The organism is Pseudobutyrivibrio sp. 49 (genome assembly GCF_900100545.1).
GTDB lineage: Bacteria > Bacillota > Clostridia > Lachnospirales > Lachnospiraceae > Pseudobutyrivibrio.
In genome coordinates this window covers 67,492-79,854 of record NZ_FNDP01000005.1, presented here as the reverse complement: position 1 = coordinate 79,854, position 12,363 = coordinate 67,492, and the positions used below count along the sequence as shown (strand labels likewise).

Sequence of the window (12,363 nt, the reverse complement as noted above, 5' to 3'; positions counted from 1 at the left end):
GTGCTTAAAATATTAATTATTTTCAATTGGAACTCTGAATGTATGTAATAAATCTTCGAACCAGATATTATATTCATCTGAATCTATAGCATCTCTTGCTAACTTATCATCTAAGTCTTTCCAGCCATTTAAAAGAGAAGCTACCTGAGGACTCTCTATTGTAAGAGTAGAAGTGAGAGTCTGTGTTTCTTTATTTACACCAACATGTATATCTATAGGGATTTCTTTTGATTTCATCTTATTAAGAACAAGTAACAAATCTGCGTATGTACTGATTTGTGAATTAGGTTTAGTAGGTGTATTGAAACCAAAGAATGAATCTATAGTTATTCCTATAATCTCACAAAATGATTCAATTATCTCCATTGGAGGCTCACTATAGCCATTTTCATAATTTGAATAGCTTGGAACTGAAAGCTCCAGCTTAGCGGCCATATCCTTTTGAGATATATTGGCATTTTGCCGTAATGCCTTCATCTTTTGATTAATTTCTAAATAATGTGAAATTCTCATAGCAATAATCCCTTCATAATCTTCATTAACTATTTGCTAATTGATATTTTAGCACAGTAATTTAAATTTTAATATTATTAAATATAAAATATTAAAAATTTAATATTTAGGTATTGACATATTAAAATACAAATAATATGATTAAATACAAGAAAACTAATATCGATATTAAATATTTAATAAGGAGGGCGAAATGAATGAAATCTAATTACATGATTGGTGTAGATGAAGTTTCAAAAGAGCTTGGAGTATCTAGAGGTCATGCGTATAAGATTATCAGAACTTTGAATGATGAGTTAGCAAATAAAGGTTTTATAGTAGTTTCTGGTAAGGTACCTAAAGCTTATTGGGAAACAAAATTCTACGGTTATAAGACCGAAGTAATAGCAATGTAAAGGAGGTTTGGATGCCAGCATACAAAGAGAAAGATGGTACTTGGTCCAGTTCCTTTCATTACACAGATTGGACAGGTGCCAATAAAAGAAAACACAAGCGAAAATTCAAAACAAAGAAACAAGCACTAGATTATGAAGCTGAATTTAAACTAGCGGCTAGAGCGGATATGTCAATGAAACTAAAGAACTTTGTAACAATCTACTTTAGTGACAAGGCAAATGAACTCAAGGTTAGGTCAAAAAAGAATAAGGAGTATATGATTCAGGCTTATCTTATTCCATTCTTTGGAGAGAAGCCAATGAATGAAATAACAGCAGCTGATATCATTGCTTGGCAAAATGAGGTTCAATCAAGCAATAACTTCTCTGCATCGTATCTAAGGATGCTACAGAATCAATTAACGGCATTGTTTACACATGCTGAAAGAATATATGGGTTGAAAGATAATCCGTGTAAACGAGTTAAGAAGATGGGGAACTCAGATGATAGAAGTTTAAATTTCTGGACAATAGAAGAATACTCAAAATTCATAGATACATTTGAAATTGGTTCAATGCATCATTTGATGTTTGAGATTCTATTTTGGACAGGAATAAGAGAGGGTGAGCTCTTAGCGTTGACAATGAATGACATTGATTTAGCGTTACAGAAGCTTAACATTAATAAGACGTTCTACAGGCTTGAAGGTGAGGATATCATTACAAGTCCGAAGACAAAGAACTCGATACGAACAATAGACTTGCCAACATTCTTGGTAAAGGAGATACAAAGCTATCTTGAAAAACTATATCGGTTCCCTAGTGATGAAAGATTGTTTGCAATAAGTGATAGAGCCTTACAGATGTTAATGAAAAGGCATATTCAAAAAGCAGGGGTTAAGAATATCAGAGTTCATGATCTGCGACACAGTCATTGTGCATATTTAATTCATCAAGGCGTACAGCCATTGATAATAAAAGAAAGATTAGGTCATAAGGATATAAAAGTAACATTAAATACTTATGGTCATCTTTATCCTAGTGAACAGCGAAAGGTTGCTTCATTACTAGATAATCTTCAGAGTGAAAGGGGGAATCAGTAATTGCCAGTTTTAAAGAATAAGACTCAAGGCAATTTCACGATGGTGAGTAATGGAATATTAAGGGATAAAGAATTGCCACTAAAGGAAAGAGGTTTATTGGTAACTTTGTTGGGGCTTCCTGACAATTGGGATTTTTCAATAAATGGTTTAGTTGCGATACTACCAGACGGTAAGGATAAGATTAAAACAGGTCTCAGGAAACTCGAAGAGATGGGATATCTTAGAAGATATCAGGCTCGTAATGAAAATGGAGTTTTTGGAGACTTGATTGTGGAAGTCAATGAAATACCAGCAGTTGTACCGCAAGTGGAAAATCCGTCAGCGGTAAATCCGTCCACGGATAAACCGCATACGGAAAAACACCAACAATATAATACTAATAAATATAAAACTAAAGAATATAAAAAACAAAAATATGTAAAGGGGGATAGTCAAAATGGAAATTCAAAATCTTATGGAACAGGAGTTAATGGCTCTAAAAGAGAGAGCAGTTGGACAAAGTCAGAAATTGATTTATATGGATTCTAAGGTTTGTCCAATATGTAAAGGCACTGGCTTTGAGTATTATGAGGATGAACAAGGGCGTCCATTTACTAGGGAGTGTTCTTGCGGTATTAGGCAGAAGCAGATTAAGAAAAATAGAATTGAGTTTGCCAACATACCTTATGGGTTTAAGGCAATGAGACTTGCTAATTACCGTGAAGATGTCTATGAATCTCAAGAGTCTAGAATCATAGTTGAAAAGAATTTAAAGGCTGCCAATTGGTGGATGGATAACTTTGAAGATATGAAAAAGTTTGGGAAAGGTTTTTATCTTTATTCACCAACCAAAGGTTGTGGTAAAACCAGATTTGCAATTTCTCTGGCTAATGAATTAATTGAAACCAAGAATTGTTCAGTGAAGTTTGCCACATCAATTCAGATTATCAATGAACTGAAAGCTACCTGGAACAAAAGTTATGAATATACGGAACAGCAGTTATTGGAAGAATTAGCAAGAGCAGAAGTTTTGATAATTGATGATTTTGATACTGAGACACCTAAAGAATGGATTGAGGAAAGATTTTATCAAATCATTAATACAAGGTATATGAACAATCTGATTACAATTTTTACAAGTAACACTGCATTGGAAAATACAAGCTATGATGAGAGAATCAAAAATCGAATTCTTGAAAAAAGTTATAGACTTGTCTTTCCAAATGAATCAATACGAGACCAGCTAGGGAAAAGTAATCAAGAAGAATTGAAGGCAGCGATAGCCTGACGAGCGAAGCGAGTTACCGCATAACGTGTCGTTATGGGTAACCCCCTAGAGATAATGACACTGCGTATCATTATCTGGGGGCTCTCCGAGGGGTCTGCCGACGGCTTGCCCGCCAAATGAAAGGAGTGATTTATATGATATCTTGTTCATGTCATTTGTCGAATAAAGACCATGCGCTTACCACAACACATTCAATCACGGCAGCTAGTAAACATAATTTGAGGCTATACACTAAGCAAACAGAATACAATGTCGACCTGATTGAAATTGTTGAGGGAAGCGGTACCAGCATCCTAGATGATGTGAAAAAAATTTATAAAGAAGAATTCTCAGAAGTGTTGAAGGAGTACAATGAAGGTAAGAGAGCGGATAGAAAAATTAAGGATTATTTGAAATATGTTTCCGATAATAAAAAGAACGATGTTGCAGCTGAGGTTATATTGCAAATCGGAGATATGGAATTTTGGAAAGATAAATCAATTGAACAATGGAAAGCCATGACGCCACTTTTGAAGGAGCAACTGGAAGTATTCAAAGCTACAGTTCCTGAATTCAAAGTGGCGTCTGCTGTTATGCACCTTGATGAGAAGTCACCACATATGCAAGTTATAGGAGTTCCTATAGCTACAGGTTATCAAAGAGGAATGAAGAAGCAAGTGGCTAAAACAAAAGTTTTCAATAAAGAACGACTGGAGGAAATACAAGATATTTTGCATGATCATGCTGAAGGATTAATAAAAAATCATCCAGAGATTTTTGGAGACGAAAAACTGAAACCTAAGGAAAAAGGTCGTAACAATGATATGTCAAAGGAGTTCTATATCAGGTGTAAGCAACAGCAATACGAAAAGCTTCAGGCACAAGTTGATGAGCTAGAGGTTCAGCGAGATAGTCTTATCGAAGAACAAAAGGCAGTAATGGTAGAAACAGACAAGGTGGTTGCTGAGGCAATAGATAAAGTTGCTGACACAGAAATGAAAAAAGAATTCATGAGGTATGCGATGTTGGAAAAGCCTAAAACGGCACTAGGTCGAATTGTTTCTGGAGCGTTCAGGCAGTTTAAGAAATGGTGGGAGAGATATAAAAAGCCTGAGGTAAAAGAAAGTACGCTTGAGAAGCTAGAGAGAATCAAAAAGGATATTGCGGGAAAAGAAAAAGAAAGAGCTGAAGCAAAAAAGAAAACTCTTGATTTTGAAAGATAATTCGAATATGCGAAAATAATCCATTAGTATTTGGAAAAATCATGGTGTTCTTAAGTGAAGAATACTATAAACAATAGCTAGAAATTTGAATTACTTTTGTGAAACGGTTGCAATTAGATGATTTCTGAAATATATTTAATGCAAAGCATAGTGTCAATTGTTTTTGTACTTGCGGAGGTGATTCCATTATGAAGCGAAATATTGTAATGATAATCTGTGTGTTAAGTTTTGCAGTTTTAGTTGGCTGCTCATCTAATAAAGAGTCTGCCAAGGCAGAAGATACTTCAAATGATATAACAGAAGAGATTCAAAAACCTGGTGGAATTCTTGAGAAAGGTAAAGATGAGGAATTAGATGATTCTTTAGAGGAAACAACTGATGAGTATATAGTAAGTTCTTCGTCACCGGTGGAAACATTACCATATGACCCAGATGCTGAGTGGAATTATGTGCCACTTGACTAAAATGTTCATTTTAAGTTTCATAGTATTTTAAAAATACTAGGTGATGCTGATGGCTCACGTTGACATTTCCCCTGCTAAATATTGCAGGGGATTTTTCTTGTTTACATTAATAATGATTAAAACGAATGTTTCTAGTAGCAATTCTTTTCGAGTCCCGTCTCACGCTCTTTTAGTATAAGAAAATAGGGCTGTTCATTCTGGTAGAGAGTCTTTTCTTTAATAAAGTTATAATTAATAGACATCAGCCCAATTTTACACTAAAATAGTTATACTGCGCAAAATTTAATGAATGAAAAATTGGGAGAAATAATGAGAAGAAGATTAATAAAAAATACAGCTATTATGACACTTGTAATATCTGTATTTTGTGGGTGTAGTACATCAAAAAATGACGTATCAGAAAATATAAAAGAATTACCAGAAGTAAAAATTGAAAAACAACAAGTTACCATTCCGGCGATATCTTATTATTGGGCAAGGGAAGATAGCACTGGAATCTATTATTTTGCTGATAAGAAACTATGGAAATATGATCAGAAGACCGATTCTAATGTGGTTGTAACTGAAAATCTTATTAATCCATATGATTTTGCAGTGTATGAAGGAACCATTTATACATTGGAATGTGACGAAGCAGATTCAAATGGATTTGTACTTTTTGTTTATGATGAGAATACTGATGAATTCGATGAATTGATGAGCTTTGATAATCAGGTACATTCGATTATTACATCAAATCATTATATAGTTGCAACTACAGATGCTGAAGATCAATATGAGGTATATGACATTTCAACACCGGATAAGCCTCAGAAGGTGAATGCAGATGAAGTTGAGATAGTCAAGGAAACACCAGCTGTTGAGGTAGATGAAGCCAACGAAAAGGTGATTTATGAAGGACATACTATAGCTGATATTAATCAGTTAGAAGCAGATATGGTTGAAGTATGGGGCTGGAATGAGTCTTATGCATATATTGGTGCTCCGGTTCAAGGGGAAGATGAGTTTTATAAAATCAATCTCATTAACACAGATGAAATAACAAAGCTTGCTGATGACACAGCGAAAGTGGCTGTGTTTGAAGATACAATACTAACAAAGAATAAGGACGGATTAGTTGAAATTGAAGACTAGATATGTAAAGCAAATAATGATGGTGTTATCACTAACTTCTATTATTGGACTTGTAGGATGTGCAAAAAACGATGAGCCTACAATTCAAAATTCTGAAGAACAAATCACTCAGTCTACAGATAATATTGATGTAGAATCCAATGAGGATGAAACAGATTATACGATTTCTAAAGAAGACTATTCGAGCTATGAAGGTACCTGGACATTAGATGGCAAGCCATTAAATGGCAATGGCGCCGAGCTAACTATTCAGATAAATAATGGTAACCAACTCACTGGAAGCATGTGTAAGGAAGAAGATATCTGTGATAGATTTGCTGAAATTGAAAATATTTCAGCTACCATTACAAATGGTGAATGTTACTATAGCTTTTCTGATGATGGTTGGGGTGATACAGGAACATTATATATTGTATTGAGCGATAATAGAGTTAAGGTAGAAGTTCAAGATTTTGTTATGTCTGACGAAAATTTAATAGGGTATGGAATAAACGGAACATATGATTTAATCAAAGTTGATGAAACCAATGATATCGCTATTGAATTTGAAAAATATAACGAAGATTGGGATGATGATAAGATTTCAGACGAGAATAAAAAGCGTAGAAACTATAGAGATAACTGCTCATTCTATTCTGAATTTGTAGCATATATGGAGGAAGTGCGAGGCGTAACAGATATATCATATAATTGTTATCCTCTTTATGACACAGATTCAAAGTATTATGAGGCATCCGATTTTATAAATGATCCATCTCGCATTATTTATTTAGCTAAAAATGAAATATATGCTCGACATGGATACATTTTTACAGACCCAGATTTATATGATTTCTTTATGGGGCAGCTATGGTATGTGCCAACTGTAGAAGCTGAAGATTTTGACGACTCTGTTTTTAATGAGTATGAAAAGGCTAATTTACAGTTACTATCTCAATTAGATAAGCACTAAGAGGAATAGTGAAAATGGAAAGTACGAAGATACTGCTCCTGCGAATATCTCTGATGATATGATTACAGATAAAAACACAGTGGAAAAGTATTATGGTGTGATTAATGTAATGGAATAGAATGGTAGATGTGCAGATAGTAAGAATTAAATAATATGGGGAATTATATTATGATAGATATGACTGAGCATGAAAGAGAAGTTTTAAAGAAACTGAGAGATTACCCTCAGTTTTCAGGGGAGAAGATAAAAGAATCAAAATTAAAAACTTTTTTTGCATATCACTGTATTTTTATTATTGTGGCTTCTGTGCTATGGATACTGTTAAACCTTGTTGGGATTACATATAGAATTGTTCCTACTTATTTGTTCTTAGGATGGGGAGCTCTTGGTTTAATCATATCCTTTTGGTGGGGGCTAATAAAAAGTGGGTTTCATGCATTAATTAAAGTGTTACTTGGATTTGTAGGTTTTGGACTGGTATTTGGTTTCATAGTAGCGGCCTTTATAGGAGTTTTTTTATTTACTCCAGAGCATGTTGTTAAACTAGAGGGACACACTTATGTAGCTGAAGTAAGAGCCTTTCTAAACGTTAACGTGGATTACTATAAGTATTATGGTCCATTATTGAGAGGCAAAACTAAGATAATTAGAGGCGATTTTGGTAGCGGTGGTTATGATCCATATACAAGTGACAATCATGGTACTGTTGAATACTATCGCCTAGGGCCAAAAGGTGAGCATTATATTGATAGTTGGACTGATACTTTCTAGTTCTTTGATTTTCAGAAAACAACGGGAGAATGGATTTGCGGAATATATGATGCCTATTAATGTTAAAAACATCAAAAAATTATTGTTACTATTCACGGTTGCATAAGTATGTTGGATAAAGCTCACATATTGTGGGCTTTTATTTATGTGAGATAAAGCGTACAATAGTTTGTGCTGTCAAAAATAAAGTTAAGGATTATATTGAAATGTATTATAAAAAAGCAAAAGTATTATTATCGCTCTGTATAGCTGTATTGATGTTAACGGGCTGTAAAAATGCCAATACAATAACAGAAGATAGTAATAGTGAAGTTTCTACTGAAGAAAAAAATACAGATATTTCAGAAACCAATATTTTGCAGAATGTGTACAATTCCTATGCCGATTATCTTGAGAATAATTCGCTATATTACGGTTTTGAACCAGGTGAATATGAAACGGATGAAACTAAGTTGGCATTTTCTTTAGTATATATAGATGAGGATGAGATTCCAGAGCTCATTATTGGTTGGACAAAGCAATTAGCAAATACTTCTGATATATGTATTTTAAAATATGTGGATGGTAATGTTATCAGTAGCGGTCCAATTGGTCACTACAATAGCATAGGCTATATACCAAGAAAAAATGTACTGGAAGAGAATAATTTCAATTTGGGTATTTGTTCTTATTGGTATGGATATCTTGATGAAAAAGGTGAAATATCAACTTACTGCGAGTCATATGAAGAATGTCCAGAAGGGGAATCTTTAGGATTTACTTATTATGTAGAAGGCAAAGAAGTTGATGAAGCAGAGTATAATAATTATCATGACTCTGTTATAGATGGTGAGTTTGCCTATTGGTCTGGATTTAGGAGTTCAAACAAAACATACATACTAAATGAAGAATCATTGGAACTCTTGCGTACGGGTAAGGTTGAAGTCGATGTTGCATCAGAGAAATCAAAACATCCCGAAATAACAGCCTACAAAGACTTGCTTGAGGATATGATTCAGGAGACTGAAGAACCACTCCGTGTAACATTAATAATGCTTGATAATGATGATACTTATGAGCTTGTCGTATTTCAAGGAGATTTACATAATGAAGGGGCGTTGCTCTACTCTTATAGAGATAATACAGTAATACCGTTGGCTATAGATGGCTTTCCGCAATTTGGTTCATATGGTTCGTTTGAATTATTCCCAAATCAAGGGATGATTTCGTATAGCTATGACAGAAGTGGTGGAGCTGGTGGATATCTTTTTTACTTGTCTTTTTCGAATGGGAAAATGACATTAGACAAAGAGTTGCAATTAGATTTGATATACACAGACGATGGCAAATTAATAGAATGCAAGTATTATTTGAATGATAAGGAAATAACTGAGGAAAAATATAATTCTATAATACAAACCTATGAAGATTCTTTATCTACAATTGTAAGATACGATTCATGCTACGAAGTTATGGGAAAAGATGATATACCAGAAGCGTTATCGCACGAATATATTGATAAAGATTATGCATTTTAACTAGGCAGGGCTTTATGCTCTGCCTAGTAGTTCATTTAGGGTATATGGATTCCCGTTTGTGAGTCTTAGAAGTGCCTGGAATTCATTGACTCCATTTCTTGCACAGGTCTCAAGGTACGTTCTGATATCAGCAAAGTACGAAGCGTATTCTACACTTTGGAACTGCCCAGAGACTTTATCCTTCGTTTTTATGAATCTAAGAGATCTTTCGCTTAGGTTGTTTGTTGTCGGAATGGAGAAATCCTTAACCCAGTCAAAATCTATCTTGATATTTTTAACAATACTTGGTAATATAATATTACTTAGGGCTGGTCGAAAGACCCGGGTCCACATATCGACGGGCAGGACGCCCGTCATTTTTTATATGGAGAATTATGAAAGAACTCAGTATATTTGTTGATGAATCAGGTGATTGGGGCGAATACAAGGCACACTCGCCATACTATATTATCTCGTTTATTTTTCATGACCAGAGTGTAGATATTCATGAAGAACTAACTAGACTTGAAAATGATTTAAAGAGCATAGGTTACTCTGGTCATTGTCTTCATGCTGGTCCTATTATACGTGGTGAAGAAGACTATAGAGGCGTTGATATAGCAACAAGAAAAAAGATATTCATGAAAACAATGGCATTTCTCAGAAGAATGGATATTCATTATAAGACCTTTTATATTGAAAAGAGGCAGTTTGACAACTCACTTGATGCTATTGGACGTTTGAGTAAGCAGCTATCCATCTGTATAAGAGAAAATTTGAATTACTTTTTTAGTTTCGATAAAGTAAAGGTTTACTACGACAACGGTCAAAATGAAGTAAATAAGATTCTATCATCGGTGTTGAACATACTACTTGATAATGTAGAATTTAAGAAGGTTTTGCCTAAAGATTATAGATTGTTTCAGATGGCTGATTTCATATGTACAATGAAGCTTATTGAGTTAAAGATGGAACAGAAGTTGTTATCTAGATCAGAGATTTATTTCTTTGAAAATGAACGTACATTAAAGAAGAAGTATCTAAAACCTATTTATAATAAGGAACTAGATACAAGAAAATAAAGATGTTGAGATGAGCTCTGGTACCATTCTGGTACCAAAAACTTCAAAAACAATAAATAATGATGCGAATATAGATAATCACATCAAAAGAAACACTGTAAAATCAACGATTGTAACTACGATAAACGTAAGTATGAATCGTGAGGGTGGTAGAACAGTAGGTTCTGGTCGTGTTGCTACAATCATCGAGTAATAACGAGCGAACAGCCCAACCCAAATTATAAAATTATGCCCTTCGAGGATTTCCTCGGAGGGCTTTTTTACAGTTTGACAAATATCTATTGTATGGTATTCTTTAGTAAAGATAGAACTCGACCCATCGCTGGATTTAGCGAAGGGCCAGAGTTCTGTTCTTTAATATTAAGAAACATATAGTTGTAATATGTTATAGGGATTGATAAAATAAATTTGTAAATATTTACAAGGATTATCCGTAAGGCTCTGGTCCACCGGCGAATGGGGATTTACCTCATCATATTGGAGTGAAAAATCAGTCCACATGATGGCGGGCGGGACGCCCGTCAATGATATTTGACGAAATAAGCTATAGATGTTAATATTTATATACAAAGAGTGCTACCGATAGACGGTTAGCCCTAGTATAAAACGATTAGAAAATAACCGCTCAGTTTCCTAGGCTCGGCGGTTATTTTTGTGTCTTGGAATCATGCTTTCCGCGCACGTACCCAAGACTATAGAAAGTCGCACACAGTCCTAAGACTGCGATTAAGTCCGTGATTGTAAGCATACGCACAAGTCCTCCTGTAAAGATTTCCCTCAAAGAGGGATCGGAATCTCTATATAAACGGAGGTCACAGTCCTCCGAGAGAAGGACCAACCGCCTACCGTAAATGGTAGCACTAAAAAGCATTATAGAGAACAATTGTTTGTGTGTCAATGGGAGAATTAGATATGGCAGGTACAATTATGTATTTAGCAATATCATTTTTTGTTTCGCTTATATTTATTATATTGGGGATTCAACAGTACAAAAGTAAAAAGCCAGTATCAATTAACACTGGAGAAAAACCACCAAGCGAAGATGAATTAACTAGTGTCACAGAATGGAATCATAGGCATGGAAGAAACTTTATTTTATATGGCTGCATGCTTTTTATATCACTGTTTATATTTGGTGAGAACCACACATGAGGAAAAGAAAAGCAGCGAAGCTGCGATTTTCCGAATGGGTGATGAATAGTAATAGCAAAAATTCTAGAGGTACCAAAAGTGTTTCAAAAGAATAAAGACAATGACTCAATAAAGAAGATAATTTTAAATATGCTGCTGGCGACAGCAAGCTTATTCGTTAATGGATTTGGAGTATATCTTACAATCCAGGCTAATATTGGGGCATCTCCATGGGATGTGCTTAATCTTGGTTTATCGAATACCTTTGGGATACTTTATGGTACAGCAGCAATCATAGTGTCATTCTCAATCCTAGGAATTGATCTACTGATGAAAGAGCCAATTGGAATAGCGATGATAATAGATTCTATTGTTGTTGGAAAGTCGGTAGATTTCTTCAATAAGATTAATTTAGTAGAGAAATGTGATTCAATCTTCATTGCGATACCTGTAATGATTTTAGGACTCTTTGTAATGGGATATACCCAGTACACATATATGAGTGCATCCTTAGGATGTGGTCCTCGTGATACTCTTCTTATAGGGTTAACAAGAAGAACTAAGCATGTATCTATTGGCATAGTAAGCATTATGCTACTTGCTACAGCTACTGTAGTAGGATGGCTTCTTGGAGGACCTGTTGGAATAGGTACAATTATTTGTGCTTTTGGAATGGGGCCTATTATGCAGTTTGCATTCTTTACAGTGAAGTTTAATGCTACTGAGATTAAGCATCAGACTATATTAGAATCGTTTAAAATATTAAAGATTAAGAAATAATAGAAACTATGCTTCCGAATCAACGATAATACTGAGAAGAGGTCCACACATCTGGGGGTGCCGCTATACAAATTAGCCTAAGAAATTTGGGAGA

General features: G+C 34.6%; 15 protein-coding genes. 14 read left to right on the top strand and 1 reads right to left on the bottom strand.

The genetic code is table 11. The annotated features are described in order from the left end of the window. Nucleotides 1-12 precede the first annotated feature (12 nt). On the bottom strand, nt 13-513 hold the full coding sequence (locus tag BLP54_RS06515) for a helix-turn-helix domain-containing protein (protein ID WP_090167936.1): 501 nt from the start codon (nt 511-513) through the stop codon (nt 13-15). 197 nt (nt 514-710) lie between these two features. Here BLP54_RS06515 and BLP54_RS06510 point away from each other — a divergent pair, with 197 nt between their 5' ends. The 14 genes from BLP54_RS06510 to BLP54_RS06440 all read left to right on the top strand — a co-directional run bounded on the left by BLP54_RS06510 (nt 711) and on the right by BLP54_RS06440 (nt 12,269). Next, nucleotides 711-908 carry a DNA-binding protein gene (locus BLP54_RS06510; protein WP_090160558.1) on the top strand — a complete coding sequence of 66 codons (198 nt, stop codon included), beginning with the start codon at nt 711-713 and terminating at the stop codon, nt 906-908. Between the two features lie 11 nt (nt 909-919). Further along, nucleotides 920-1,990, top strand: coding sequence for a tyrosine-type recombinase/integrase (locus tag BLP54_RS06505; protein ID WP_090167935.1), 1,071 nt, complete (start codon nt 920-922; stop codon nt 1,988-1,990). Continuing rightward, entirely contained in the window at nt 1,991-2,518 is a 528-nt protein-coding gene (locus tag BLP54_RS06500) for a helix-turn-helix domain-containing protein (protein ID WP_090167934.1), read from the top strand. Next, the gene (locus BLP54_RS06495; RefSeq protein WP_242870647.1) at nt 2,427-3,257 is read left to right on the top strand and encodes an ATP-binding protein; all 831 of its coding nucleotides are present in this window, start codon (nt 2,427-2,429) and stop codon (nt 3,255-3,257) included. The genes BLP54_RS06500 and BLP54_RS06495 overlap by 92 nt, the downstream gene beginning before the upstream one ends. Before the next feature lie 134 nt (nt 3,258-3,391). Continuing rightward, nucleotides 3,392-4,459 carry a plasmid recombination protein gene (locus BLP54_RS06490; protein WP_090167933.1) on the top strand — a complete coding sequence of 356 codons (1,068 nt, stop codon included), beginning with the start codon at nt 3,392-3,394 and terminating at the stop codon, nt 4,457-4,459. A 188-nt stretch (nt 4,460-4,647) separates the two neighbouring features. Then, complete coding sequence (locus BLP54_RS06485; protein WP_090167932.1) at nt 4,648-4,923, top strand: hypothetical protein; 276 nt, start codon at nt 4,648-4,650, stop codon at nt 4,921-4,923. Nucleotides 4,924-5,232: 309 nt separating this feature from the next. Next, nucleotides 5,233-6,057 (top strand): hypothetical protein, encoded by an 825-nt coding sequence (locus tag BLP54_RS06480; RefSeq protein ID WP_090167931.1) that lies wholly within the window; start codon nt 5,233-5,235, stop codon nt 6,055-6,057. After that, entirely contained in the window at nt 6,041-7,009 is a 969-nt protein-coding gene (locus tag BLP54_RS06475) for a YARHG domain-containing protein (protein ID WP_090167930.1), read from the top strand. Before BLP54_RS06480 ends, BLP54_RS06475 begins: the two co-directional genes overlap by 17 nt. Before the next feature lie 168 nt (nt 7,010-7,177). After that, nucleotides 7,178-7,780, top strand: a complete 603-nt coding sequence (locus tag BLP54_RS06470; RefSeq protein ID WP_090167929.1) for a hypothetical protein — start codon at nt 7,178-7,180, stop codon at nt 7,778-7,780. Between the two features lie 206 nt (nt 7,781-7,986). After that, complete coding sequence (locus tag BLP54_RS06465; RefSeq protein WP_176754488.1) at nt 7,987-9,297, top strand: hypothetical protein; 1,311 nt, start codon at nt 7,987-7,989, stop codon at nt 9,295-9,297. Nucleotides 9,298-9,671: 374 nt separating this feature from the next. Beyond that, nucleotides 9,672-10,358, top strand: coding sequence for a DUF3800 domain-containing protein (locus tag BLP54_RS06455; RefSeq protein ID WP_090167926.1), 687 nt, complete (start codon nt 9,672-9,674; stop codon nt 10,356-10,358). A 10-nt stretch (nt 10,359-10,368) separates the two neighbouring features. Next, on the top strand, nt 10,369-10,551 hold the full coding sequence (locus tag BLP54_RS06450; protein ID WP_090167924.1) for a hypothetical protein: 183 nt from the start codon (nt 10,369-10,371) through the stop codon (nt 10,549-10,551). Nucleotides 10,552-11,270: 719 nt separating this feature from the next. Next, nucleotides 11,271-11,510, top strand: coding sequence for a hypothetical protein (locus BLP54_RS06445; RefSeq protein ID WP_090167923.1), 240 nt, complete (start codon nt 11,271-11,273; stop codon nt 11,508-11,510). Nucleotides 11,511-11,588: 78 nt separating this feature from the next. Beyond that, the gene (locus BLP54_RS06440) at nt 11,589-12,269 is read left to right on the top strand and encodes a YczE/YyaS/YitT family protein (RefSeq protein WP_242870646.1); all 681 of its coding nucleotides are present in this window, start codon (nt 11,589-11,591) and stop codon (nt 12,267-12,269) included. The last annotated feature ends 94 nt before the right edge of the window (nt 12,270-12,363 follow it).